Consider the following 25,828-nt stretch of genomic DNA (forward strand, 5'->3'; position numbering starts at 1 on the left):
GTCTGTTCGGCGTCTCGGTCGAATCCTGCCCCCGCGTGACCGAGCCACATTGATACCACGAAGTAAGTACGCCTGTGGAGTCGATGCCAGCACGGAGGGTATCGACTTAACACGGTCTTTTCGTACGCCCATCACCAGATGTAACGAGGTACTTGACCGTGTGTAACGGTTTGGTTTACAGGGCAGGAGGTTGGTACCCCCGGTCGACCGGATATCCGGCCTGGTCCTGGGCCCACCACGGGGTCCACGGCCGGCGGAGCTGGAGTTCGTTGATGCGCTGAACCAACATCACTGCGAGTACTGCCGCGGCGGTCGTACTGACCGCGGAAATGCCGGACATCACAGCATTCGTCCGAAGTTCGGAGAGCTGCGGGGCGCCGTCCAGCACGCTGCGCTGGGCGAGGTTGTCGAGCACCAGCCCGATCACCCAGGTGATCCACCAGGCCCAGACCAGCCGGGTGCCGGGGATGCCGCGCAGGGTCGGGATGCCGGTCGGGGTGCGGGGGTCGCTGGCGGCGACGATGTCGTCGACGACCTGCTTGGGGTACCAGAGGTTCACCACCGGGCAGATCCAGCTGCCGAGCACCCAGCCGCGGGTGTACCGGTGCTCGCCGCGGCAGAACATCTCCGCGTTCCAGCGGACCCGCCACAGCCAGGTGATGAAGACCGCCGCGGCCGCGAACAGGGCGAGCGCGGCGACGATGCCGAGCGAGCCGGAGATCAGGTCGGCCTGGGCGAACTTGTGGTCGTCGTCGGGATAGCGCTCGAGGGTGCGGTAGGAGTACCAGTCGGACCACGCGGTGGCCCAGCCCAGCACGGTGACCACGCCGATCAGTACGGAGGCGGCCAGGCCCATCGCTTCCTCGGAACTGAACCACCGATCCATCGGCGGCTGACTGGTCATCTGCACCTCCTCGGGATCGGCGAGCCATCAGAAATAGCACACAGACAGTGATCGAAGCCGAACCTTGCGTCGCTGACTGACAAAGTGTCGGTGTCTGGGTGGACGATAGGACCATGCGCTGGTCCGTGTTCGATTCGCCCATCGGGGAGCTGTCCGTGGCCGTCGACGACGACGGTCTGTGCCGGTTGCGGTTCGGCGCCATCGAGCTCGGCCCGGACCGGGCGCGCGACGACCTGTTGATCGCCGCCGGGGAGCAGCTGAAGGCGTACTTCGCCGGCGAGCTGACCGAGTTCGACCTGCCGCTGTCGGTGCGTGGTGGGTCGCAGTTCGAGCGCGCAGTCTGGGAGCGACTCAAGCAGATCCCGTACGGCGAGATGGAGACGTACGGCGAGGTCGCCAAGGCCCTCGGAGACCCAGGGGCGGCCCGGGCCGTCGGGGTCGCTTGCAACCGCAACCCGATCGCGGTGATCGTGCCCTGCCACCGGGTGGTCGGCGCCGGCGGCAAGATGGTCGGCTTCGGCGGCGGCATCCCGTTGAAGCGTCATCTGCTCGAACTGGAAGCACGGGTCACGATCGAAACGCAATGGCTCTGAACACTCAGTGAAGAAGTTGCGGACGAAGCGTAAAGAAGTTTCCGCCGGGCCGTTGTGATGCCAGATATCGGACAGCCAAGCGCTAATGTCGCGGTGTGCGATCGCACTGACACAGTTTCATCACACGTTTGACTGGTTCCGCCCCGACCTGCCCGGAGACGAAGAGATGACGCAGCCCAGCTCGGCGCCCCATGACGACCTGAGCCAGTTGATGGACAAGAGCGCCGAAGAGTGGTCGGCGCCGGAGATCCAGGACGCGGCCCGGACGGCGATGCAGTTGCATGCACCGGATCGCGAACCGCTGACCTGGATCAAACGGTTCGGCGTACTGCCCTGGCTGCACCGCAACGAGGCCGTCTGCCGTGAGTGTGGCGGCAACTACCCGTGCATCACCCACCGCTACGCGACCCAGCTGCTCTCGGCCGGCCGCGTCCACATCGCCGGTGGCCGCCGCGACGACGAGCCCGGCGACGAAACACTGAACTAGCCGGACGCTGAACGGACGAAGGCCGCGACCTCCACCTGGGGGTCGCGGCCTTCGCCGTTGCGGTGTCGAGGTGGATCAGGAGTCGGTCGGCTTCGAGTCCGTCGACTTCCGCGGGGTGGTGGTCTTCTTCGCGGCACCGTTCGACGCGGCCTTCGGAGCCTCGTCGGCCTCGGCCTTCGGGTCCTCGGTCTTCGCGTCCTCGGTCTTGCCGTTGGCGGACGTGGCGTCCGTCTTGGTCTCGGCCTTCGGCGCGGCAGCGGCCGGCTTGTCGGCAGCCGTCTTGGCCTCGGCCGGGCGCGACGTCGTGCCGGCCGGGGCCGAGCTGTAGTCGCGGCCGCTGGTCGGGGTCGACTGCCAGGCCGGCTCCGGCGGGGTGAGCAGCTTCTTCACGGCCGCGGCGGCGAGTGCGCCGAAGCCGAGGAACAGCACCACCTTGCGCAGCTTGTGGCTCTTCTTCGGGACGTCGATCTCACCCTTGAGCGCGGCCTTGGTGGCCTTGCCCCGGCGTGAGCTCTCCTCGATGACCGGCTCCGCGGCCGCGGCCAGCGTGGCCAGCGCGGCGGTCACCTTCGGCAGTACGTCGTCGTTGAACCGCTCACGGGCGCGCTCGGCGGCGTGCTCGGTGGCCGGTCCGACCTTGCTCAGCGCGTCGTCGATGACCGGTCCGGCCTTCTCCACCGCGGCGTGTGCGACGGCGGCTCCACGCTCGACCGCCTTCTCGGCGTAAGGCGAGACCCGCTCCCGTGCGCTGCCCACACTGTCCCGTGCGGTGCCCACGGCCGACTCGGCCAGCGGACGGACCTTGTCCTTCGCGGTCTCGACCCGGCCCTTGGACTTCAACAAACCCACGGTTCCTCCATGGACGCTTTCGATTCGACTTCTGGACAGATCCGGCTTCTTTTGCATCGTACGACGTACCCAGCCGATAAACGTTCCGGCCACACCCTGAGATGACCCTGGGCACGTCGATGCGGCCCGAACTTGTGGTGCATGACAGGATCGATGCCGTAAGCCGTAACCGATGAGGAGTATCTCGTGGCCGAAGAACTGTTCGCGACGCTGCAGACGACGAAGGGCGACGTCGTCATCAAGCTGTTCCCCGATCACGCGCCCAAGACGGTGCAGAACTTCGTCGGCCTGGCCGAGGGCACGAAGGAGTGGACCGACCCGACGACGGGGCAGGCCAGCACCGCCCGCTTCTACGACGGCCTCGGTTTCCACCGGGTCATCGACGGATTCATGATCCAGGGCGGCTGCCCGCTCGGCACCGGCACCGGTTCGCCGGGCTACAGCTTCGACGACGAGATCCACCCGGAGCTGCAGTTCGACCGTCCGTACCTGCTGGCGATGGCGAACGCGGGCATCCAGTTCGGCAAGGGCACCAACGGGTCGCAGTTCTTCGTGACCGTGGTCCCGACCCCGCACCTGAACCGCAAGCACACCATCTTCGGCGAGGTCGTCGACGACGACTCGAAGAAGGTCGTCGACGCGATCGCGACCGCGGACACCACGGCCGGCGACCGGCCGACCGAGCCGATCGTGATCAACAGCGTCAAGATCGAGCGCAAGACCGTCTGATCCACCGCGCGAACCGGCCGCCGGCGACGGCGGCCGGTTCCCGCACCCCTTTTGCACCGACCGTCCGACTGCGGAGGACCAGGGCGTGACCGAGACCGTCTGCTACCGGCACCCGGATCGGCCCGCTGGGGTCCGTTGCCAGCGCTGCGACCGGCCGATCTGCCCGGCCTGTATGAACAGTGCCGCCGTCGGCTTCCAGTGCCCGTCGTGTTTCAACGAGGGCGTGAAGTCGATCCCGCGCACCCGGACGTCGCTGGGCGGCGTCGCGCGCGGCAACAGCCCGTACGTGACCTGGACGATGATCGCGCTCAACGTGCTGGTCTTCATCGCGGTCCGCAGCGGCAGCCCGAAGCTGCTCAACGATCTCGTGATGGTCCCGGTGCTGGTGGACTCCGAGCCGTGGCGGTTGCTCACCTCGGCCTTCACCCATGTGGCGATCTTCCACATCTTCTCGAACCTGTTCATGCTCTGGCAGGTCGGCCCGATCCTGGAACAGATGATGGGCCAGGTCCGGTACGCCGTGCTGTACCTGCTCTCCGCGCTCGGTGGTGGCGTCGCGGTCTGGCTGCTCGGCTCCCCCGGCGGCGCGACGCTGGGTGCTTCCGGCGCTGTCCTGGGACTGGTCGGCGCGCTGCTGGTGATCAGCAAGGCCCGCGGGATGGATGTCACCTGGATCATCGCGTACGTCGCGATCACCGCGGTCATCTCGTTCGCCGTCCCGAACATCTCCTGGGAAGGCCACCTCGGCGGCTTCGTCACCGGCGCCGCAGTCGCCTGGCTCTTCCTGCAGGACACCAAGCGCCGCCGCAGCAAAGTCAACCGCTGACGTCGCCCGTCAGATAACGCGTGATAGTCGGCCCCAGCCAGGCGACAGCTTCCTCGCGAGTCAGTGCGGCCACCGGCGGCAGGGCGAGGACATAGCGGCAGAGTGCAAAGCCAAGCGCCTGGGTGGCGACCAGGCCGGCGCGGGTTGCCGCGCTGGCTGACGAGACGGCGTGGTCGCCGCTGGCCGCGGTGCCTGGCCGCGCGGTGCTGAGGCTCATGATCGCGGGGCCGAGTTGGTCGGCGAAGAGTTGGCGCATGCGGGCGGCGGCTGCTTCGTTGGTGACGCTGGCGCGGAGTAGTGCCTTGAGGGACTCGTCGTCCTCCCAGCGGTCCAGGAAGTGGTTGGTGAGTGCTGCCCCGACCTCCTCCCGCGGGAGCCTGCTCAGGTCGGGTAGCCGCAGGTCGAACTCGGCCGCCGCCGCGAAGAGCTTCTCCTTGTTGCCGAAATATCGCATCACCATCGCGGGATCGATCGCCGCGTCCGCCGCGATCGCCCGGATCGTCGCCCGCTCGTAGCCGTCCGCCGCGAACCGCTCCCGCGCCGCGGCCAGGATCACCCCTCGGGTCCGATCAGCCGACCGCTTCACCTCAGTCATCCTCACACCGTAGGTCAACAGGTGTTGACTTGGCTAGCCCGGCCTGTCTACAGTGAAGTCAACAAGCGTTGGCCAACAGGTGTTGACCAAGAAGGGGTGGTCGAGATGATTCCGGAGAAGACCGAGGTGCTGGTGGTGGGGGCCGGGCCGGTGGGGCTGGCGGTGGCGGTCTCGCTGGCCGGGCACGGCCGGCAGGTGACGGTCGTCGATCGGCAGGCGGCGGGAGCGAACACCTCGCGCGCCTCCGTGGTGCACCCGCGGACGCTGGAGTTGCTGGAGCGGATCGGCGTCAGTGAGCGGCTGACCGAGCTCGGCATCCACGTCGAGCAGTTCAACATCGCCGACGGCGACCGGACGCTGGTCCCGGTCCGCTTCGACAAGCTGCCGACGGAGTACCCGTACGTCCTGATGATCCCGCAGAACCTCACCGAGCAGGTCCTGCTCGACCGGCTGACCGAGCTCGGTGGCACAGTCCACCGTCCGTACGTCGCCACCGGAGTGCTGCAGAGCGCTGACGGAGCCGAGGTCACGTTGGAGTCGGGCGAGGTGATCAAGGCGCAGTACGTCGTGGCCGCCGATGGGATGAACAGTCGGATGCGCGATCTGGCCGGGCTCGGATTCGACGGCGCCGACTCATTGCCGCTGAACTTCACGCTGGTGGATGTGCGGGTCGAGAGTGGGCTGCCGGACGACGAAGTACTGCTGTACTTCTCGAGGCCCGGCATGTTGGTGGCGGCGCCGTTGCCTGATGGGACCTTCCGGCTGGTGGCCGAGGTGGAGGAGGCGCCGGAGCACCCGGATGTCGCTTATGCCCAACGGCTCCTCAACGCGCGCGGCCCGCAGGAGGAGACGGCCCGGGTGACCGAGGTGATCTGGGGATCACGCTTCCGGATCCATGAGCGGGTGGCCGATCGCTACCGCGAAGGCCGGATCGTCCTAGCCGGCGACGCGGCCCACACCCACAGCCCAGCAGGCGGCCAAGGCATGAACCTCGGCCTCCGCGACGCCGTCGTCCTCGGCGACGCCCTCGCCGAAGCTCTGACCACCGGCAATGAAACCAAGCTCGATGAGTACGCCCAGAACAACCGCGAAGAGGCTGTCCGAGTGGTTGCCCTAGCGCATCGGCTCACCCGGCTGGCGACAGCGCCATCCGCGCTGCGCCCCGCCCGCAACGCGGGCCTCCATCTGCTGGCCCAAGTGCCCGCCTTCCGGCGAGGCCTCGCCGAGCAGCTAGCCGCCATCAGCCACCGCTGACTGCCCGGCTCCCCCCGAGCCACCGGCTCGACTCCTCGCCACCCCACCCCACCCGCGCACCGCGCGGAGCGCGGTGCGCGGGTTTCCCCGCTCTGTTCTGGGAACTGCTTCCGCCTGGGCTGCCGGGAGCCCTACCCTCCAGTTACCCATCGCAACAATCTCACTACTGGAGGTCACCGTGTTCCATCCCGCCCGATGGCACCGACTTGTCCCCCTCGCGATCGCGGCCGCCGTGGTCGTCGGCGCCGGTAGCCATGTCCAGGCTGTCGCGCCACCCGACCGCAAGGTGCAGGCCTACGAGAAGGCCGAGCTGATCCAGCTGCTCCGGATCAACACCCCGACGACGGCCGACCGCAAGCGGCTGAACACCCTGGATCTCGACCTGGCCGAGTCGGCCGGCCAGAACTACGTCGACGTGGTTGCCTACGGCAACCAGGATCGCCGGCTGCTGAAGCTGGCCGGCTTCACCTGGTCGGTGCTCGAGGACGATCTGGTCGGCGCCGACCGGGAACGCGAGCGCGCGGACGCGGCGTACGCGAAGGCGGTGAAGACTCGCGCCATCCTGGCCACGCTGCCGAGTGGGCGGACGGCGTACCGGCAACTGGCCGACTACAACAACGATCTCGCGGCGCTGGCGTCGCAGTACCCGACCAAGGTCAAGCAGATCACGCTGAAGAACACCTCGCTCGAAGGCCGGACGATCCGCGGCATCGAGATCAGCCGGGACGTCAACGTGAGCAACGGCAAGCCGGTGTTCATCATGATGGGTCTGCACCACGCGCGGGAGTGGCCGTCGGGTGAGTTGACGATGGAGTTCGCCTACGACCTGCTGAAGAACGACGGTGTGGTCCCGCGGATCACCAACATCCTGGACAAGTCGCGCGTGGTCGTCGTCCCCGTGGTGAACCCCGACGGCTTCAACCTCAGCCGCACCCTCGGCTACGAGATGAAGCGGAAGAACTGCCGCGTCACCAACGGCCAGATCCCGACCACCGGCCAGTGCGCGCAGTCGTCCAACCAGTCGCGCGGTACCGACCTGAACCGCAACTACGCCGGCTTCTGGGGCGGCCCGGGCGCGTCGACCAGCCTGACCTCGGAGACGTACCGCGGTGCGAGCGCTTTCAGCGAGCCGGAGTCACGCAACATCCAGTCGCTCGTCTCGTCGTACCAGGCGACCACCCTGATCACGAACCACACCTACTCCAACCTCGTACTGCGTGAGCCCGGGTACGCCGGTGCCGGCAACACCCCGGACGAGGCGCTCTACAAGTCGCTCGGCGACCAGATGGCCGCGCAGAACGGCTACGACAGCCAGTTCGGCTACGAGCTCTACGACACGACCGGTACCACCGAAGACTGGTCGTACTACGCGACCGGCGGACTCGGCTTCACCTTCGAGCACGGTGCGAGCAGCTTCCACCCGGCGTTCAGCAACATCGCCAACTTCTACTTCGGCTCGGGAAGCACCGCAGGCAAGGGAAACCGCGAGGCCTACCTGATCGCCGCCGAGAGCACGATCAACCCGGCCCGGCACTCGATCATCACCGGCACCGGCCCGGCCGGTGCCGTCCTGCGGCTGAAGAAGTCGTTCAACACCAAGACGTGGAACGGCACCCTCATCCCCGACGTCCTCGACACCACGATGACGGTGCCGGCCGGTGGCACGTACACGTATCACGCCAACCCGTCGACGCGGCCGATCACTGTCCAGCAAGGCGGCACGGAGTCGTGGACGCTGACCTGTGAGCGCCCGACCGGTCAGGTGCTGGAGACCCGTCAGGTCACCGTCGCCCGAGGTGCTTCCGTGACTGCGAACCTCACCACCTGCGCGGCGGCCTTCTAGCCGGCCGTCGACTCGCGAATCTGCAGTGTGTAGGGAACGGTGAGGTCGCGGCGGTCGACCTCACCGGTTCCCGCGATCCGGTCCAGCAGCAGGCCGACGGCGTTCTCCGCGAGCCATTCCTTGTCCGCCGAGATCGTCGTCAGCGACGGTGAGTGGTAGCGGCCGTCCTCGATGTCGTCGAAGCCGACCACCGCGACGTCCCCAGGCACCGACAGTCCGGCGTCGGCGAGCGTGCGCAAGGCGCCGAGCGCGAGCGAATCGTTGAAGCAGAACACGGCATCGGGCCGGTCGGGCAGTGCGAGCAGTTCTCGCATCGCCGCGGCGCCGTCCTCCCGGTGGTAACCCGTGCCGGCCAGCTCCAGCGCGGGGTCGAGCGGCAGGCCCGCGGCCTTCAGCGCCTTGCGGTATCCCTTCCGCCGTACGGCGCCGGTCCCCGCGCCGCCGCCGACCCCGATCGCTGCGATCCGGCGTCGGCCGATCGAGATCAGGTGCGTGGTCGCGTCGAAGGACGCCTGGACCGAGTCGACCGCGACGTGGTCGAGGGTGCCGCCCGCATGCCGCTCACCCAGCAGGACCAGCGGTTTCGCGTTCGCGGCGAGCTCGATCTTGGCGGGCGCGGTCGTGATCGGCGAGAAGATGATGCCGTCGATCAGTTGTCCGCGCATCCCGTCGAGGACCAGTTTCTCGGCGGCCGGTTCGCCCTCGGTCTGGTCGATCAGGACGGTGATGCCACGTTTTTTGGCCGCCCGGCTGATGGCTGCGCCGAGCTCAGCGAAGTACGGGGAGGCCATCTCCGGGATGGCCAGCGCGATGAAGTCGGAGCGGCCCTTGCGCAGCGAGCGGGCGCTGACGTTCGGGGTGTAGTCGAGCGCCTCGATCGCGGCCTCGACCTTGGCCCGGGTCTGCGCGGTGATGTGCGGGTAGTCGTTGATGACGTTGGAGACCGTCTTCACCGACACACCGGCGCGCGCCGCCACGTCGCTCAGCCTGGTCGCCATCCGTCCTCCCTTCGCCCGCTTGTCGCCTGAGTGTGCCACGGCCTGTCGGCGCCAGCTCTTTACAGCGGATGTCAATCGTTGTAAAAACTCAGGTTAATCGTTGTAGAGAATTCTGTGGAGGATCTGTGGCGCGTCTTGCGGTCGACCCCGCGTTCGTTGTCGGTGCACTGGACCGGCGGCTGTTCGGCTCGTTCGTCGAGCACATGGGGCGCTGTGTCTACACCGGGATCTACGAGCCCGGCCACGCCACCGCGGACCCGGACGGGTTCCGCGAGGACGTGCTCGCGCTGGTTCGCGAGCTGGGCGTGACCGCGGTCCGCTACCCGGGCGGCAACTTCGTCTCCAACTACCGCTGGGAGGACGGGGTCGGCCCGAAAGACCAGCGGCCGCGCAGGCTCGATCTCGCCTGGCGCGCGGTCGAGCCGAACCAGTTCGGCACCGACGAGTTCGTCGCCTGGTCCCGCAAGGCCGGCGTCGACCCGATCTGGGCGGTCAACCTCGGCACCCGCGGTATCACCGAAGCGGTCGAACTGCTCGAGTACTGCAACCTCCCGGCCGGTACGGCGACCGCCGACCGCCGGGTCGCCAACGGCACCCCCGAGCCGCACGGCATCAAGGTGTGGTGCCTGGGCAACGAGATGGACGGCCCCTGGCAGATCGGCCACAAGACCGCCGAGGAGTACGCCCGCCTCGCCGAGGAGACGGCGAACGCCATGCGCCGCGTCGATCCCGGCATCGAGTTCGTCGCCTGTGGATCGAGCAACCGGCACATGGCGACGTTCGGCGACTGGGAACGCACCGTGCTGGAGCGCACCTACGACCTGGTCGACCACATCAGCCTGCACGCGTACTACGAGCCGAAGGACGGCGACCAGCAGAGCTTCCTCGCGGCCGCCGAGGACATGGACCGGTTCATCGACTCGGTCGTCGCCACCGCGGACCACGTGAAGGCGCTCAAGCGCAGCGACAAGGAGATCACCTTGTCGTTCGACGAGTGGAACGTCTGGTACCAGGCGCGCTTCCCCGGCGAGCTCGGGCTGGACGTCCGCGAGGTCGGCCCGCTGATCGAGGACACCTACACGGTCGACGACGCGGTGGTCGTCGGCAGCCTGCTGATCACCCTGCTCCGGCACGCCGACCGGGTGAAGATCGCTTGCCTGGCGCAACTGGTCAATGTGATCGGCCCGATCCGGACCGAGCCGGACGGTCGCGCGTGGCGGCAGACGATCTTCCACCCGTTCGCGCTGACCGCGAAGTACGCGGGCTCGACGGTACTGCGCACGGAGGTGGCCGGCCCGGACGTCGACACGGCGGCGTACGGGCGGGTACCGGCTCTGTGGAGCACAGCGACGTACGAGGAATCCACCGGTGAGGTGGTGCTCTTCGTGGTGAACCGAAGCGAGACCGACAAGGTCGACCTGGAGGTGCCACTGCAGCCCGGTCTGCGAGTGGTCGAGCACCTCGCCCTGTACGACGACGACCGGAATGCGGTCAACACCGCCGAGGACCCCGACCGGGTGGTGCCGCGGAGCATCGACGGCACCGAGGTCATCAACGACAGCTGTACGGCCACGTTGCCCCCTGCCTCGTGGCACATGATCAGGCTCTCCCCTGGAGGTACACGGTGAACACCATCAACCGGCGAATGATGCTGGGCGGAATCGGCGCTCTGGGGGCGGCCGGTGTCCTGACAGCCTGCGGCTCGGGATCGGCGGGCAAGCCCGGCGCGGCCGCGACCGGCGACGGCGGCGCGAAGGGCTACGACGGACCGAACGTCGAGCTCGACTTCTGGAACGGGTTCACCGGTGGTGACGGCCCGTTCATGCGCAAGATCGTCGACGCGTTCAACGCCGAGCACCAGAACATCAAGGTCAAGATGACCGTGATGCAGTGGGCCGACTACTACACGAAGCTGCCCACCGCCGTCGGCAGCGGCCGGGGTCCCGCGGTCGCGATCATGCACGTCGACTCGCTCGCCACCAACGCCGCCCGGAACGTGATCGAGCCGCTCGACGACGTCGCCAAGGCGCTGGACCTCAAGCAGGAGGACTTCGCCGACGTGGTGTGGAAGGCCGGCGAGTACAACGGCAAGCGGTACGGCATCCCGCTGGACATGCACCCGCTGGGCTTCTTCTACAACAAGACGCTGATGACCCAGGCAGGCCTGGACCCGGCCAAGCCGCCGGCGACGGCCGACGAGTACATGGCCGCGCTGGACGCCCTGAAGGGCAAGGGGATCCAGGGCCACTGGGCGACACCGTTCCAGTTCACCGGCGTGATGACCGTGGAGTCGCTGCTCTGGCAGTTCGGCGGCCAGCTCTTCAACGAGGACTCGACCAAGACCACCTGGGCTGACGAGCCCGGCGTCAAGGCGCTGACCTGGTTCACCGACCTGGTCAAGAAGGGCTACAGCCCGAAGAACGTCGCGCAGGACGCGGACAACATCGCGGTGATGAACGGCAAGAACGCCTTCGTCTGGAACGGCATCTGGAACATCAACACGTTCAAGGAGAAGAAAGGCCTGGAGTGGGGCGTCGCCGCGCTGCCGAACATCGGCGGCAAGAAGGCGGCCTGGTCCGGCTCGCACCAATTCTGCCTGCCGAAGCTGAAGACGCCGGACGCCAACAAGTCGACGGCCGCCCGGGTGTTCGTGAACTACGTCAGCCAGAAGTCCATCGAATGGGCCCGCGGTGGTCAGGTACCGGCGCGTAAGCAGGTCCGTGAATCGGCCGACTTCAAGGCACTGCCCGAGCAGTCCGCGCTTGCGACCCAGGTCGACGATCTGCACTTCCCGCCACCAGTACCCGGCATCGGTGACGCGCTGGCCGAGCTCAACAAGGCGGTCAACGAGGCCGTCCTGCTGAAGACCGAGCCCGCCAAGGCGTTGTCGGACGCGGCCGGCCGCTCCGACAAGATCCTGGAGGCCAACCGCAAGAAGTACGGGGCATGAGAGGCTACGGCCGGGCTACGCCGTACCTCTTCCTGGCGCCGTATCTCGCGCTGTTCCTGTTGTTCGTCATCGGCCCGGCGATCTTCGGCCTGTGGATGAGCCTGCACGACTGGGACTTCCAGTTGCCGGGCAAGCCGTTCGTCGGATTGCAGAACTACAAGGACCTGTTCGACTCGCAGTCGACCACCGCCGAGCCGTTCTGGCACGGGATGCGGGCGACGGCGATCTTCACGCTCGCGTCGGTACCGTTCCTGGTGACGCTGCCGCTCGGGCTGGCGGTCGTACTCAACCGGCGGTTCCCCGGCCGGACTTTCTTCCGGGCGGTCTTCTTCGCGCCGTACGTGCTCGGGGTCGCGGTGGTCGGGCTGATGTTCCGGTACATCCTGGACACCAGCTTCGGCGTGCTGAACGCATTCCTCGGGCTGTTCGGGATCGGCGAGATCGGCTGGACCACCGAGCAGCCGTGGGCGTTCGCGTCGCTGGTCGGGATGACCGTGTGGTGGACGATCGGGTTCAACGCGATCATCTACCTGGCCGGGCTGCAGGACATCCCAGCCGACCAGTACGAGGCCGCGGAACTCGACGGGGCCAACCGCTGGCAGGCGTTCCGGCACATCACCGTGCCGGGACTGCGGCCGGTCGTCACGTTCGTCGTGACGATCACGATCCTTGCCTCCGCCAACATGTTCGGGCAGGCCCTGCTGGTGACGCAGGGCGGTCCGGGTGACACCACCCGGACCGCGTTGATGGTGATCGCGGACACCGGCCTGTCGCAGTTCCGGATGGGACAGGCGACGGCGATGAGCTACGTCCTGGCCGCTTGCCTGGCGATCGTCTCGCTGATCAATTTCGCGCTGCTGAGGGAGAAGAAGTCATGAGGCGGCGCAGGTCCCCGGGGTTCTGGGTGCTGATCGGGCTGCTGACGCTGGTGTTCGTCGCGCCCTTGCTGTGGATGTTGCTCACCTCGTTCAAGACGATCGGCGAGTCCCAGCAAGCACCGCCGACGATCATCCCGACGGACCCGACCGGGCGTGCGTACGGCGAGGTGCTCACCACCGGCGGGCAGAACCCGGTACTGCGCTGGTTCATCAACTCGCTCGTCGCGGCCACTCTGCATTCCGGGCTGGTCGTGCTGGTCGCGTCGATGGCCGGCTACGCGCTGGCGCGGATGGAGTTCCGCTTCAAGAAGCCGATCTTCGCCGTCATCCTGGCGACCCTGTTCGTGCCGGGCTTCGTCTTCCTGATGCCGAACTACCTGCTGATGGACAAGCTGGCCTGGCTGGACACGCTCTGGGCGCTCGTCGTGCCGGGCGCGGCCGGTGCCTTCGGGGTGTTCTTCATGCGGCAGTTCTTCCTCGCGCTCCCGCGCGAACTCGAGGAGGTGGCGATGATCGACGGCGCGAACGCGTGGACGGTCTTCACCCGGATCATCCTGCCGAACGCGAAACCCGCGCTCGCGACGCTGACCGTGCTGTCCTTCCTGGCAAACTGGAACGACTTCATCTGGCCGCTCTACGTGCTCTTCTCGCCCGAGCGGCTGACCCTGCCGGCCGGCCTGAAACTGCTCCAGGGCGCCTACACCACCGACTATCCGGTGATCCTGACCGGCGCGACGGTCGCGTCCGTCCCGGTCCTGATCCTCTACATCTTCGTCCAGCGCTACGTCATCGAAGGCGTCGCGCGCAGCGGCATCAAAGGTTGAGAGAGGAACCCGCCCGTGCCTCCCAGACGCTTGCTCGCAGCAGTTCTCGCCGTCGCCGCGGTAGCCACCAGTACTACGGCCGCCGCGGCGCCACCAAAACCATTGGTCACCCAGAACGCGATCTCATCGCCCTTCGCCGACACCTTCGCCGATCCGTCGATCATCCAGGGCCGCGACGGCTACTGGTACGCGTACGCCACCTCCGACCCACTCGTCGCCAACGGCCCGTTCGGCCTGATGCACATGGCCCGGACCAAGGACTTCGGCTCCTGGGAGTACCTCGGCACCGTCTTCGACGACAGCACCAAACCGGCTTGGGCCGCACCCGGTTCGTTCTTCTGGGCACCGGACATCCGGTACTTCGGTGGCCGGTACGTCATGTACTTCACCGTCACCGACACACTCGCCAACCCGGGTGGCGATCCGGGGATAGGCGTGGCCACCGCCCCGACTCCCGCCGGTCCCTGGACTGCCACCGACGGCCCGGTCGTCGCCCCGAAGCCGGACGGTAACGGTGGCTACTTCGGCACCATCGACCCGGCGATGCTGACCGCGGCCGACGGCAAGCGCTACCTCTACTCGGGTGGCTTCTACGGCGGGCTCTCCGTCACCGAGCTCTCCCCCGACGGTCTGCACTCGGTCGGCACCCCCACTCAGGTGACCGTCGGCGACCGCTACGAAGGCTCATATGTCGTCTACCGCAACGGCTGGTACTATCTGATGGGCTCGTCCAGCAACTGCTGCGCCGGTCCGACCACCGGGTACTCCGTCTTCGCCGGTCGCTCCAAGTCGCCGCGCGGGCCGTTCGTGGACGCCGACGGGGTGTCGATGAACGAGTCGCGGGTCGGCGGTACGACCGTTATCACCCAGAACGGCAACAGGTGGATCGGCCCCGGTCACCACGCCTTCATCACCGACGCGGCGGGGCAGGACCACATCGTCTACCACGCGATCGACCGCGGTACGCCGTGGCTGACCGACCCGTTCGGCATCAACCGCCGGCCGATGCTGATCGACGACATCGACTGGATCGACGGGTGGCCGCGCACTCGGGCCGGTGCCGGTCCGTCCGACACCCCGCAACCTGCTCCGACGACGGGCTCGGCGCTGGGGATCAACTCAACGGACCCAGCTGGTGGTCTGCGGGGTGCGACCAGGCTGGCTGGTGACTCGCTTGGTGGTCCGACGGCGTCGATCCGTGGAGCCGCGACGACGCGGCAGTCGGCGCCTGGCGGTTCTGTGCGAGTCGAGGCGAACGTCAAGCTCGGCAACAGCTTCGCCACCGTGGTGGGTGGCGGGGCCGTCGTGGTCACCGTTGGCGCCGGCAAGGTCAGCATCGTGGCCGGCGGTCGTCCAGCGAGTGCTCCGTTGCCTGCCGACTTCGACCGGTCGCAGTGGAACAACCTCGTCGTGGAGGTCTCCGGCAGCAAGGTGACCGCGCGGGTCAACGACGCCGGGCTGGGCGACCTCTACGCGGAGGCGCAGCTCGAGGTTCGCGGGCTCAAGGTCCGGTCGGCGCCGGTGAGTTGGCTGGGCACGGCCGAGGTGGACAACCTGACGGTGCGTCCCGTGGCGGAGCCGGTGCGCCGGGCTGCCGCAGCACCGGTTGCCGGGAAGCTGCTCGCCGCTGACGAGTTCGATGGAGCCCTCGGAGACCAGTGGTCGTGGGTGCGGCCGGACGCGCGGGCTGTTGTTGCCAATGGCAACTTGTCTTGGCCGCTGCAGGACACCGATCTGGTCGGTGGCGGCAACAACGCCGGCCTGCTCTTCCACCAGACGCCGGCCGGGGACAGCTGGATCGCGGAAACGAAGCTGCACCTCGACCTCGGTGAGGGCGACATCCGCAACTACCAGCAGGCCGGGATGATCGCGTACCTGACCGACGACGACTTCGCCCGGCTCGGCGACGTGTCGATCTGGCGGACGCGGCAGACCGAGTTCGGCCGCGAGTTGGTGGCTCGGCCGTCCGACGGTGCGACCAGCTATGGCGGGGCGGCGATCGGGCGATCAGCGCCGACCATGTGGATGCGGTTGGCCTATCACCGCAACGCGGCCGGGGAGCACGTGTACCGGGCGGGGACCAGTACCGACGGGAAGAAGTGGACCTGGGGTGCATCCTGGGTGTTGCCGGCCGGGGTGACGCCGAAGCTCGGTCTGTACGCGCATGGCGACCAGACCGGGTCCAACCCGCCGCCGGTCGCCACGTTCGACTATCTGCGCTTCTACGCGAGCAAGTGATGCTGCGCCGGTGGGGATTGCTGCTGTTGTTGTTGGCGGGGTGCAGCAACCCCACCGGCGGTACGGAAGGGACGACGATGGGTTTCACGAATCCGGTGTACGACGGCAACTTCGCCGATCCGCAGGTGATCGCGGTCGGCTCGGAGTACTACGCGTTCGCGACGAACGGGCCACTCGGCAACATCCAGACGCTCAAGTCGACCGACCTGGTCTCCTGGGAGCAGGTCGGCGACGCGCTCCCGTCGTTGCCTTCCTGGACCTCACCGGGGAAGGTCTGGGCGCCGGAGGTCGCTGTCCACGGAGACGACCGTTTCGTCTTGTATTACACGACTTCTGACGATGCCTCAGGGCGGCAGTGTGTGGGTGCCGCAGTCGCTACCGAGGCCAAAGGTCCATATGTCGACAAATCGAGGAAACCGTTGATCTGTCAGGTGGACGAGGGTGGTTCGATCGACGCGAGCCCGTTCCAGGACTCGACCGGGCAACGCTGGCTGTACTGGAAGAACGACGGCAACGCGATCGGCGTCGACACCTGGATCTACGTCTCGAAGCTCTCGGCCGACGGGCTGACGCTGGTCGGCGAGACGACCCGGCTGATCAAGCAGACGCTGCCGTGGGAGGGCAACCTGGTCGAGGCGCCGTATGTTGTCGAGCGCAACGGTAAGTTCCATCTCTTCTACTCGGCCAACGCCTACGACAAGGCGGAGTACGCCGTCGGTCATGCGCTCTGCGAAACCCCGGCCGGCCTCTGCGTGAAGTCGGGCGATCCCATCCTCACCACCTCGGCGGACGCGGCCGGCCCCGGCCACAACATGGTGCTTGTCAAGGACGACCGCTACTGGTTCGTCTACCACGCCTGGGATCCCGCCCTGGTCGGTGTCGATCCACCCGGCCGCACCATGTGGCTGTCCGAGCTCACCTGGAACGGTGACCAACCTGTCGTCCAGCCGCCACAGAAACGCAATCCGGCGACGCCCTAACCTTTCTGGTCCGCACCGCATCTAGAGGTATGAAAGCGATAGACGCGATGCAGACCTCCAAGGGGACGAAACTGTGACTGGACGAAAGCTCTTCCGTACCGGGCTCGCGCTGGCCGGAGCAGCTGCGCTGACCACCGCGGCGCTGGCGGCACCCGCGCAGGCAAAGACCACCTCCGCGACGGGCACCACCGCGGCCTGCGTGCTGAGCGCCGGATCCGCCACGCTGACCGGTGCTCAGACCACGAGCTCGGTCGGCGGTACGCCGCCGGTCAAGACCCAGGTCGTGACCACCCATGACGTGTACGACCATCCGACCAAGCTGCAGTTCACCTCCGGCTACATCAGGGAGCCGAACATCTCGGGTGCGGACATCTCCGGCTGGATGGTTCAGGACGGCAGCCTCTACTGGAACTCCTTCGCCACGGACGGCACCGGCGAGATCGACCCCAGCACCCCGAACAACGTCGAGTGGATCGGCGGCGGCTGGGCCGGCTACAAGTTGCTCGAGACGTCGGTCTACATCGCGGGCAGCACCCAGCGCCACACGGCGTACGGGCTGCGCAGCGACGGCACGCTGTACCGCTGGAACACCGGCTCGACCTGGCGCTCGACCGGCTCCACGGCCGGCTTCGGGTCGGTCAAGTCGATGGCGCTGATCGGCAAGACCGCCACCTATGACACGTTCCTGGCCAACCTGAGCGGCGGCGCCCTCTACACGATCAAGATCCCGACTGCGGTTCCGATGAAGCCGGTCGTCACCAAGGTCCGTCCCTCCGGCTGGGGCGGCTTCGAGAAGCTGATCGCCAACAAGTGCGGCGTCTCCGGCACCTTGCTGCTCGGCATCGACAAGGACGGCAAGGCCGGCTACACCTACGCGATCAGCCACGCCAACGGCGCCGCCACGGTCATCCAGAACCTGGGCAAGGTCAACGGCAGCTTCCCCGACGCGGTGAACTTCCGCTGGGGCCCCGTCTCCGACCTCGACCCGCTCACCGGCGGCTGAGCACCTGCCGCCACAACTGCACCATCGGGCAACGTTTCTAACCATCCCCGTCGGCATCGCATCTAGAGCTATGAAAACGATAGACGCGATGCCGACCTCCAAGGGGACGAAACTGTGACTGGACGAAAGCTCTTTCGAGCCGGGCTGGCGCTGGCCGGCGTGGCCGCGTTGACTACCGCGGTGCTGGTGGCACCCGCGCAGGCAAAGACCACTTCCGCGACGGGCACGACCGCGGCCTGCGAGCTGAACGCCGGGGCCATCACCGCGGCCGGTGCACAGACCAACAGTGGGGTCAGTGGCACGCCGCCGGTCAAGAGACAGATCTACAAAACCACTCATGGGGTGTACCAGCCGGGCAAGGTGCGCGTCACCTCCGTCTTCACCCGGGAGCCGAACACCTTGACCGCTTACATCGGGGGCTACCTACTCCAAGGCGACAGCCTCTACGGGATCGGCTTCGAGGTGATGGCCGACACCGGTGAGATCGATCCCGACTGGCCGCCCACGTGGACGCGAGTCGGTGGCGGTTGGAGCAACTACACCGCGCTAGAGGTCTCGGAGTACGAGGTCCCGAAGGACAGGGTCGCGCGCGGCACGGCGTACGGGCTGCGCAACGACGGCACGCTGTTCCGCTGGAAGACCTGGGGCAACAATCCCCCGGGGTCCTGGCGCAAGACCGGTTCCGCGCCGGGCTTCGGGTCGGTCAAGTCGATGGCACTGATCGGCAAGACCGCAACCTACGACACGTTCCTGGCCAACCTCAGCGGTGGTGCTCTCTACACGATCAAGATCCCGATCGCGGAGCCGATGAAGCCGATTGCCACCAAGATCCGGCCGTCGGGCTGGGGCGGCTTCGAGAAGCTGATCGCCGACAAGTGCGGCGACTCCGGCACTCTCCTGCTGGCCATCGACAATGACACGAAGTCCGGCTACACCTACGCCATGTCCCACGCCAACGGCGCGGCCACGGTCATTCAGAGCCTCGGCAAGGTCAACTCCGCTTTCCCCGACGCGGTGAACTTCCGCTGGGCCAACATCCCCCGGGGCGACCCCCTCAACGGCGGCTGAGGACGGCACAGAGAATTGTCAGGGCCTGGTGGAAGTCTTCGTCGGTGGGGGTGGCGTAGCCGATCACCAGGCCCGGCGGGCCGGAGATGGAGCGGCGGTAGTCGGAGAGGGGGGCGACGAGTACGCCGGCCGCTCTGGCCGCCGCGGCGATGGCCAGGTCGTCTGCTCCTGGGGGGAGGAGCAGGGTGATGTGCAGGCCTGCGTCCTGGCCGACGATCTGGCCGTACGGCTCCAGCACGGCGCACGTGTGGTTGCGGCGGTCGGAGTACAGGCGTTTCGAGCGGCGGATGACCTGGTCGAGGTAGCCGTCGCGGAGCATCGCCAGGAAGGCGACCTGGATCGGCCAGGCGGGCCAGTCGCTGGCTTCTTCCCGGTACGCCGCCAGCCGGTCGACCGTCTCGGCGGAGGCGACCAGCCAGCCGAGTCGCAGCGCCGGGCTGATCAGCTTGGACAGCGTGCCCAGGTGGACGACGCGATCGAGGTCGAGCTGAGCGAGTGCGGGGAGCGGCGCTACGTCGTACCGGAACTCGCTGTCGTAGTCGTCCTCGATCAGGGTCGCGCCGGTCCGCCGGGCCCACCGGATCAACTCGTTGCGTCGGGCAACGGGTAGCCGGCCGCCGAGCGGGTACTGGTGCGACGGCGTGACATAGACGGCCGCCAGGGCCGGGTCCAGCTCGGAGACCACCAGGCCGTCCTCGTCGACCGGGATGTCGACCACCTCGAGCCCGTGCTGCCGGGCGGTGATCGCCGCGCTGAGGTAGCCCGGGTCCTCGACGGCGAACCGTTCACCCGGCCGGCCGCGGACGGTCAGCAGGAGGTGGAGCCCGTGCATGGTGCCGTTGGTGATCATCACGTTCTCGGGCCCGCAGGAGATGCCGCGGACCCGACCGACATGCTCGACCAGCGCTGCCCGTAGCTCCGGCAGGCCTGCGGGATGGTCGTAGCCGCGCGCCGGTGGTTGCGACGCCACCTCTCGCCAGGCGCGCTTCCAGCCGGCATCCGACGTCGCGCCGACGAACGGGATGCCGGGGCGAAGCGTGAGGAGTTCCTCGTCCGCAGGCTCGGTCGGCCGCGCCCGCGGACGGCGTACCGGCTTCAGCGGTACTACGTCCGCCACGTACGTCCCCGAGCCGGTACGCCCCGCGATCCAGCCCTCGGCGTGCAACTGGTCGTACGCCGCCTGCGCCACCGAACGCGACACGGAAAGGTCCTTCGCCAGGTCCCGAGTCGATGGCAGCCGATGCCCCGCCTGCAGGCGCCCGTCACGAATGGCCGCGCGGAACTGTTCGGCCAACTGCAGGTGCAGCGGACCGGTGCCGTCGCGGTTCAGCACGAGCGGGAGCGAGCTCTGCAAGTGGACTACCTGACTCGGGCGGGAATGGACCGTGCCAGCATGCCACTGAGCCGTCAAGCTGGAAACATGACGACCACACCACTCTCCCCGACCACCCGGACGAAGCTGCGCCGGGAGAAGGAACGCGCCGCGACCGAACGCAGCGCCCTGCGCGAAGTCCTGCTCGACGGCATGTTCTGCCACCTCGGCGTGATCGTCGACGGAACGCCGCTCGTGCTGCCCACCGCCTACGGGGTCGATTTCGAGGCGGGCACCGACGGCACCCTCTACCTGCACGGCTCGGTGGCCGCTCGCAGCGTGGTCGCCTCCCCCGATCAGACGATCTGCGTCACGATCACCCACACCGACGGCCTGGTGCTGGCCCGGTCCGCCTTCCACCACTCGGTGAACTACCGGTCGGCGGTCATCTTCGGCGTCCCCCGGCTGCTCACCGACGCCGACGAGAAGCTGCACGGCCTGAACCGGATCGTCGACCACCTCGTTCCCGGCCGCTCCACCGAGGTCCGCCCACCGAACCGCAAGGAGCTGGCCAAGACCTCGGTGCTGGCCCTCTCCCTCACCGAGGCCTCGGTGAAGTCCCGCTCCGGCGCGGCGAACGACGACGAGGAAGACCTCGACCTCCCGCACTGGACCGGCCTCATCCCGCTCCGCGTGGTGGCCGGCCCGCCGATCACCAACCCGGACTGCAACGTGATGGTGCCCCGGCACATCGACTCGAGGGCCAACAACCTCGGCGCCGCGGCGCTCATCTGAGGCTCACGGCCGCAGCGGCCTCAGCTTCCGTCTGACGACGCGGCTGGTGACCGGGCCGAGGTTGTCCAGCTCGGTCAGCAGCGTCTCGGTCAGTACTGCGAGTTGCTCGAGCGACCCAAGCGCCCGGGTAGCGCCGGCCGGGTCGATCCCATCGAGCAGCTCGATCCCCACGAATCCGGCCGAGATCGCCCTGGCCAGCCCACCCAGGTCGATCAGCGGTAGCAACGGGCTGTCGGCGAGAACCCGGCCCAGGGTCTTCTCCACCTCGACCACCCACAGGTTGATCGCATCCGCGACCGCTGCCCCGACCACCTCGTTGCCCCGCGCACCGGCGAGCAGTTGAGCCAGTACTGCGACGTTGCCCTCGGCATGCTCGGTGATGTGTACCTGCCGGCCGACCGCGAGCAGCTCGGCGAACGTGCTCGCCTTCTCGAACTCATCGCGGTAGAGCGCGATCCGCTGCTCGGTACTGGTCCGGCAGGCCTCGGCGATCAGGTCGTTGACGGTGCCGAAGTGGTAGAACACCAGCGCCTGGTTCTGCCCGGCCGCCGTGGCGATGTGCCTGGCCGAAGCACCTGCGAAGCCGAGCTCACCGATGGTCTGCAGCGCAGCGTTCAGCAGACCAGCCCTGGTGTCCTTCGCCATCATGTCTCCCTCGCCGTCGGCAGTTGCCGCGGTCCACCACCCATCCCGTCGACCAGCAACTGCAGCATCGGACGGACCACCGGCAACCTGATCGACCAGCCTAGATACGCCCATCCCGGACCACTGTGCTCCAGCCCACGGGCCACAGCAGCCAGCCCACTGGCGTGCAGGTCGTCCGGTCCCACGTACAGAGCCCGGCGCAGCCCCGCCACCGTATATCCCTCGGCAGCACGGATGTTGAGGTCCTGTGGGTTGGTGCTCTCAACTAGAGCCTTCGTCTGGCGGCAAATGATGCACGTGTCCGATAGATAGAGCGCAGCGGGCTCTGCCCCGTAAGGCGTGCGCCTGACTCGCCACGGCTTCACCTCTGCGTCATAGGCCCGCCACTGCGGGCCCAAGCGGGTTTCCAGGTCAGTGCGCTCATGGAGATCCGCCACGAAGCGGACGAAGGCCACAGTGCCGACAGTTGCCGCCGCCAAGGACCAGCTGTGGGTGCCGACGGACAGTAGCGCCAGCATGAGTACCGCCGAGATCTGCATCGGGTTGGCTACATAGGCGTAGGGGCCGGTCGTCACCAGCTCACTCGGGGGATCCCACGGGTACGGCGTACCGCGGCCCCGGCCGGCGAACTCGGCCATCGCCGACAGGGCCGGTACTGCGGCCAGCCCCATCAACTGCAGGACGGTGGAACTCCGCCACAGCGGGTCGTCGACCAGGTGACTCCAGCTGCCGTCGCCACGGGCCATCACCGCCGACGGGAGCAGCCAGAGGGCCAGCCCGGTGAAGGTGAACAGTTGCAGGAGTACCCGACCAGTGAGCTGCCGCTGGTCGGCAGTCCATCTGCCCAGGAGCAGGGCGGGTGGGACTCCGAGCAGGAGCGCCAGCAGTTCGCCGTACAGCCAGTGGTCGTTCAGCTGGAGCAGGCTGTCGAGCCGAGGCATGAGCAGGAGGTCCAGCCAGCCGTACGCGAGCACTATGGACCAGATGGGCAGGCGACGGCGCAGGAGTAGCGGTACCGGTCCCCAGAGGATGGCCCAGCCGAGCCAGAGATCCAGCGGGATGCCCAGGAAGAGTCCGTCGGTCAGGGTGAACCGCCACCATCCAGCCGCCATCGCAACCTTGTTGGCCACCCCGACGGCGACAAAGGCGGTAAGGAGGGACAGGAGAGCCGCACCGGCAGTCCTTCGATCGGGCCGTCGCCACAGGATGAGAGCCAGCCCGATCGGAAGGGTCAGACAGAGCCAGCGCAGCAAGGCGGTCTCGGTCATAGCCCGAGCGAGTCTGCGAAGTGATCGAGACCGGCGCCCACCATCGCGTTCTCGATCGGGCCGAAGTACCAGCTCGGATCGAGCCGGCGGGTGAAGGAGAGCTCGAGCTTCACCGCTGTATCGCCGTTGGCCTGCGGAGTCAGCTGGACGACCGCTCGTTGCCAGCTGAGCCAGCGCTGCGTCTTCGACTGGTCCGAGACGACCTTGAACTCGATCCGCCGGCTGTCCCGGGCGCTGACCTCGGTGACGATCGGGCCACCCGCCATCGTGAAGATCCACCTGGTCCCGACGGCGAGCCCGTCGCCGCTCGACGCGGTCGGCGTCGGATAGCCGCTGAACCTGAGCAGAAACGGCCGCCGCGCTGAGAAGTCCGGGCCGTCTTGCAAGCTCCGCTCGACCTGCGCCGGCGACATCGCGACCACGCGCTCCGTCGTCACGGTCTGGACCGGGTCGACTCGATAGGCGGTGCCTTCCAGGCTGGCGAGCAGCAGGAGCGGTACGACGGCAAGAGCCGCGCGTCGTCGTTCGTCCGACAGTCGGTCCCGCCGGACCATCTCGGCGACGAGATGACCGATGCCGTACACGAGTGGCGCGGCCAGCAGCACGCAGGCGGCGCCCTCGTGCAGGAAGGCCGAGGTGATCAGCAGGCCGAAGGTGACCACCCGGAAGGTCAGCCCGTGCAGGCTCTTGGCCGGTGGCGACAGGGCGATGATCACCGCCAGAACCAGCGGCACCCCGACGAAGAGGGCGGCGGTGTCCAGCTGACCGGACCGGACGAGCAGAAACGGGGCGGTCACTCCGGTCACCGCGACGATGCCGAGCGCGGCAACGCGACCGCCCCGGCTCCTCGCGGGAGGAGCCGGGGCCGGTTCGGGCGCCGGGTACGGCGGTTGGGGGTCGGGCGGGTCTGCAGGCTCGGCGGGCGTCATGCTCGCCAGCATAGACCCACTTTTGAGCGATCGCTCAAAACCCGCGGATTCCTTTCCTTCCTTCCCTTCAGGCTGCGGTGCCCTTGTTGTAGCTCTTCTGGGCCCAGAAGTAGCCGACCAGCGCGATGGCCACGCACCAGGCGACCGCCAGCCAGCCGGTGCCGCTGTCCATCGGCATTCCGAGGAGCAGGTGGCGGAGGGTGTCGATGACCGCGGTGAACGGCTGGTACTCGGCGAACCAGCGGATGCCGCTCGGCATCGCGTCCAGCGGGATGAACGTGTTGCTGAGGAAGGGCAGCAGCAGGCTGATCGGCAGGACGATGTTGCTCGCGCCCTCGGCGGTCTTGCTGGTCAGGCCCAGCGCGATCGCGAACCAGGTCAGCGCGACGGTCAGGGCGATCAGCAGCCCGGCGGCCAGCAGCCAGTCGACGACCGACGCGTTCGGGCGGAATCCGATCAGGACCGCGAAGCCGACCACCAGGACCAGGCTGACGATCGTCAGGATCACGTTGCCCAGCACATGCCCGGTCAGCACGGCCGGCCGGAAGATCGCCATCGTCCGGAACCGGGCGACGATGCCGTCGGACACGTCCATCGCGGCGCCGACCGCGGGAGACATCGTCCCGGACGCGATCGACATCAGCAGAATGCCGGGGGTGAGGAAGTCGATGTAGTCGAAGCCGCTGCCGCCGCCGATCCCGGCCGAGAAGGTCTTGCCGAAGACCAGGCCGAACAGCAGCATCATGATCACCGGCATCCCGAGGGCGCCGAGAGACAGCCCGGGGTAGCGCTGGGCGTGCCGCAGGTTGCGGCGCAACATCGTGGCGGTGTCGGCCAAGGGGTAGCTCACGGTGCTCATTTGCTCATCGCCTTCTCGTCGTCGGTGCTGGTGGAGGTGCCGGTGGAGGTGTTGGTGGGCTGGCCGGTGACCGCGAAGAACACGTCATCCAGGTCAGGGGTGTGGACGGTCAGTTCGTCCACTTCGAGGGAGGCGTCGTCGAGGCGGGCCAGCAGCGAGCGCAGGGCTTGCACGCTGCCGTCGTTCGGCACCTGGAGGACCAGGGCCTCGTCGTCGCGAGTGCTTGCCTGCAGTACCTGGGCAGCGAGGGCGAACTCGTCGGGTGCGTTGAACCGGAGTCGGACGTGGCCACCCGGTGCGAGCCGCTTCAGCTGCTCGGGCGTGCCCTGGGCAACCAGCTTGCCGTGGTCCAGTACTGCGATCTGGTCCGCGAGCTGGTCTGCCTCCTCCAGGTACTGCGTGGTGAGGAGGACCGTGACGCCACCGGCGACGAGTTCGCGGATGATCTGCCACATGTTGTGCCGGCTGCGCGGGTCCAGCCCGGTCGTCGGCTCGTCCAGGAAGATGATCCGCGGGTTGCCGACCAGCGTCATCGCCAGGTCGAGCCGGCGCTTCATGCCACCGGAGTACGTCATCGCCGGCTTCTTGCCGGCCTCGACCAGGTCGAACTGTTCGAGCAGTTCCGCTGCCCGGCGGCGTCCTTCGGTGCGGCCGAGGTGGTACAGGTCGGCCATCATGATCAGGTTCTCGGCGCCGGTCAGCAGGCCGTCGACCGCGGAGAACTGGCCGGTGACGCCGATCGCCGCCCGGACCGATTCGGGGTCCTGGTTGAGATCGTGTCCGGCGACCCGGATCTGGCCGGCGTCGGCGGTGATCAGGGTGGACAGGATCTGCACCACGGTGGTCTTGCCGGCGCCGTTCGGGCCGAGCAGGGAGAAAATGGTGCCTTCGGCAACATTCAGGTCGATGCCGTCGAGCACGAGGTGGTCGCCGTAGGCCTTGCGCAGGCCGGTGACGTCGAGCGCCGGGGTTGAGCTGTTCATCGGGTCCTCGCTTGTTTT

25 protein-coding genes are annotated in these 25,828 nt (G+C 67.8%); 15 read left to right on the forward strand and 10 right to left on the reverse strand.

Annotated elements, in window-relative coordinates:
* Positions 1–175: 175 nt before the first annotated feature.
* The gene (locus AB0M15_RS36260) at positions 176–904 is read right to left on the reverse strand and encodes a DUF4328 domain-containing protein (protein WP_363829359.1); all 729 of its coding nucleotides are present in this window, start codon (positions 902–904) and stop codon (positions 176–178) included.
* Positions 905–1,017: 113 nt separating this feature from the next.
* Between AB0M15_RS36260 and AB0M15_RS36265 the strand changes: the two genes are divergently transcribed.
* Positions 1,018–1,497 (forward strand): methylated-DNA--[protein]-cysteine S-methyltransferase, encoded by a 480-nt coding sequence (locus AB0M15_RS36265; protein ID WP_363829362.1) that lies wholly within the window; start codon positions 1,018–1,020, stop codon positions 1,495–1,497.
* 166 nt (positions 1,498–1,663) lie between these two features.
* A complete protein-coding gene (locus AB0M15_RS36270) occupies positions 1,664–1,984 on the forward strand; it encodes a hypothetical protein (RefSeq protein WP_363829367.1) in 321 nt (106 codons plus the stop codon).
* A 75-nt stretch (positions 1,985–2,059) separates the two neighbouring features.
* Here AB0M15_RS36270 and AB0M15_RS36275 read toward each other — a convergent pair whose 3' ends face one another.
* The gene (locus tag AB0M15_RS36275; RefSeq protein WP_363829370.1) at positions 2,060–2,890 is read right to left on the reverse strand and encodes a DUF5324 family protein; all 831 of its coding nucleotides are present in this window, start codon (positions 2,888–2,890) and stop codon (positions 2,060–2,062) included.
* Positions 2,891–3,031: 141 nt separating this feature from the next.
* Between AB0M15_RS36275 and AB0M15_RS36280 the strand changes: the two genes are divergently transcribed.
* Both AB0M15_RS36280 and AB0M15_RS36285 read left to right on the forward strand, forming a co-directional pair.
* Entirely contained in the window at positions 3,032–3,562 is a 531-nt protein-coding gene (locus AB0M15_RS36280; protein WP_363829920.1) for a peptidylprolyl isomerase, read from the forward strand.
* Between the two features lie 85 nt (positions 3,563–3,647).
* Positions 3,648–4,388, forward strand: coding sequence for a rhomboid family intramembrane serine protease (locus AB0M15_RS36285; RefSeq protein WP_363829373.1), 741 nt, complete (start codon positions 3,648–3,650; stop codon positions 4,386–4,388).
* Here AB0M15_RS36285 and AB0M15_RS36290 read toward each other — a convergent pair.
* Positions 4,378–4,983, reverse strand: a complete 606-nt coding sequence (locus AB0M15_RS36290) for a TetR family transcriptional regulator (RefSeq protein ID WP_363829383.1) — start codon at positions 4,981–4,983, stop codon at positions 4,378–4,380. The two genes, AB0M15_RS36285 and AB0M15_RS36290, sit on opposite strands and share 11 nt — an antisense overlap.
* A 105-nt stretch (positions 4,984–5,088) precedes the next feature.
* Between AB0M15_RS36290 and AB0M15_RS36295 the strand changes: the two genes are divergently transcribed.
* Positions 5,089–6,237 (forward strand): NAD(P)/FAD-dependent oxidoreductase, encoded by a 1,149-nt coding sequence (locus tag AB0M15_RS36295; RefSeq protein WP_363829385.1) that lies wholly within the window; start codon positions 5,089–5,091, stop codon positions 6,235–6,237.
* A 178-nt stretch (positions 6,238–6,415) separates the two neighbouring features.
* Positions 6,416–8,080, forward strand: a complete 1,665-nt coding sequence (locus AB0M15_RS36300; RefSeq protein WP_363829387.1) for a M14 family metallopeptidase — start codon at positions 6,416–6,418, stop codon at positions 8,078–8,080.
* Here the strand turns inward: AB0M15_RS36300 and AB0M15_RS36305 are convergent.
* A complete protein-coding gene (locus AB0M15_RS36305; protein ID WP_363829390.1) occupies positions 8,077–9,078 on the reverse strand; it encodes a LacI family DNA-binding transcriptional regulator in 1,002 nt (333 codons plus the stop codon). The genes AB0M15_RS36300 and AB0M15_RS36305 overlap by 4 nt on opposite strands.
* A gap of 125 nt (positions 9,079–9,203) precedes the next feature.
* On the opposite strand from AB0M15_RS36305, the gene AB0M15_RS36310 reads away from it, so the two are divergent.
* From AB0M15_RS36310 to AB0M15_RS36345, 8 genes are all read left to right on the forward strand, one after another.
* Positions 9,204–10,706: an alpha-N-arabinofuranosidase gene (locus tag AB0M15_RS36310; protein ID WP_363829392.1), complete on the forward strand. Its 1,503-nt coding sequence runs from the start codon at positions 9,204–9,206 to the stop codon at positions 10,704–10,706.
* Positions 10,703–12,028: an ABC transporter substrate-binding protein gene (locus tag AB0M15_RS36315; protein WP_363829395.1), complete on the forward strand. Its 1,326-nt coding sequence runs from the start codon at positions 10,703–10,705 to the stop codon at positions 12,026–12,028. The genes AB0M15_RS36310 and AB0M15_RS36315 overlap by 4 nt, the downstream gene beginning before the upstream one ends.
* Entirely contained in the window at positions 12,025–12,906 is an 882-nt protein-coding gene (locus AB0M15_RS36320) for a sugar ABC transporter permease (protein ID WP_363829400.1), read from the forward strand. The genes AB0M15_RS36315 and AB0M15_RS36320 overlap by 4 nt, the downstream gene beginning before the upstream one ends.
* Positions 12,903–13,730, forward strand: a complete 828-nt coding sequence (locus AB0M15_RS36325; RefSeq protein WP_363829404.1) for a carbohydrate ABC transporter permease — start codon at positions 12,903–12,905, stop codon at positions 13,728–13,730. Before AB0M15_RS36320 ends, AB0M15_RS36325 begins: the two co-directional genes overlap by 4 nt.
* A gap of 15 nt (positions 13,731–13,745) precedes the next feature.
* Positions 13,746–15,968, forward strand: a complete 2,223-nt coding sequence (locus AB0M15_RS36330) for a family 43 glycosylhydrolase (RefSeq protein WP_363829407.1) — start codon at positions 13,746–13,748, stop codon at positions 15,966–15,968.
* The gene (locus AB0M15_RS36335; protein ID WP_363829410.1) at positions 15,968–16,948 is read left to right on the forward strand and encodes a glycoside hydrolase family 43 protein; all 981 of its coding nucleotides are present in this window, start codon (positions 15,968–15,970) and stop codon (positions 16,946–16,948) included. Before AB0M15_RS36330 ends, AB0M15_RS36335 begins: the two co-directional genes overlap by 1 nt.
* Positions 16,949–17,021: 73 nt before the next feature.
* Positions 17,022–17,951, forward strand: coding sequence for a hypothetical protein (locus tag AB0M15_RS36340; protein WP_363829414.1), 930 nt, complete (start codon positions 17,022–17,024; stop codon positions 17,949–17,951).
* Between the two features lie 114 nt (positions 17,952–18,065).
* Positions 18,066–19,019: a hypothetical protein gene (locus tag AB0M15_RS36345; protein ID WP_363829417.1), complete on the forward strand. Its 954-nt coding sequence runs from the start codon at positions 18,066–18,068 to the stop codon at positions 19,017–19,019.
* Here AB0M15_RS36345 and AB0M15_RS36350 read toward each other — a convergent pair.
* Positions 19,006–20,373 carry a PLP-dependent aminotransferase family protein gene (locus AB0M15_RS36350; RefSeq protein ID WP_363829420.1) on the reverse strand — a complete coding sequence of 456 codons (1,368 nt, stop codon included), beginning with the start codon at positions 20,371–20,373 and terminating at the stop codon, positions 19,006–19,008. The genes AB0M15_RS36345 and AB0M15_RS36350 overlap by 14 nt on opposite strands.
* A gap of 66 nt (positions 20,374–20,439) precedes the next feature.
* Here AB0M15_RS36350 and AB0M15_RS36355 point away from each other — a divergent pair, with 66 nt between their 5' ends.
* On the forward strand, positions 20,440–21,126 hold the full coding sequence (locus AB0M15_RS36355) for a pyridoxamine 5'-phosphate oxidase family protein (protein ID WP_363829423.1): 687 nt from the start codon (positions 20,440–20,442) through the stop codon (positions 21,124–21,126).
* A 3-nt stretch (positions 21,127–21,129) separates the two neighbouring features.
* Here the strand turns inward: AB0M15_RS36355 and AB0M15_RS36360 are convergent, their stop codons facing one another.
* The 5 genes from AB0M15_RS36360 to AB0M15_RS36380 form a co-directional block, all read right to left on the reverse strand.
* Complete coding sequence (locus AB0M15_RS36360) at positions 21,130–21,771, reverse strand: TetR/AcrR family transcriptional regulator (protein ID WP_363829426.1); 642 nt, start codon at positions 21,769–21,771, stop codon at positions 21,130–21,132.
* Entirely contained in the window at positions 21,771–23,039 is a 1,269-nt protein-coding gene (locus tag AB0M15_RS36365; RefSeq protein ID WP_363829429.1) for a methyltransferase, read from the reverse strand. The genes AB0M15_RS36360 and AB0M15_RS36365 overlap by 1 nt, the downstream gene beginning before the upstream one ends.
* Complete coding sequence (locus tag AB0M15_RS36370; protein WP_363829432.1) at positions 23,036–23,968, reverse strand: SRPBCC family protein; 933 nt, start codon at positions 23,966–23,968, stop codon at positions 23,036–23,038. Before AB0M15_RS36370 ends, AB0M15_RS36365 begins: the two co-directional genes overlap by 4 nt.
* Before the next feature lie 67 nt (positions 23,969–24,035).
* Positions 24,036–24,827: an ABC transporter permease gene (locus tag AB0M15_RS36375; RefSeq protein WP_363829435.1), complete on the reverse strand. Its 792-nt coding sequence runs from the start codon at positions 24,825–24,827 to the stop codon at positions 24,036–24,038.
* The gene (locus AB0M15_RS36380; RefSeq protein ID WP_363829439.1) at positions 24,824–25,810 is read right to left on the reverse strand and encodes an ATP-binding cassette domain-containing protein; all 987 of its coding nucleotides are present in this window, start codon (positions 25,808–25,810) and stop codon (positions 24,824–24,826) included. Before AB0M15_RS36380 ends, AB0M15_RS36375 begins: the two co-directional genes overlap by 4 nt.
* Positions 25,811–25,828: the final 18 nt, after the last annotated feature.

Origin of the sequence: Kribbella sp. NPDC051718, from assembly GCF_040681515.1 — a bacterium.
GTDB lineage: Bacteria > Actinomycetota > Actinomycetes > Propionibacteriales > Kribbellaceae > Kribbella.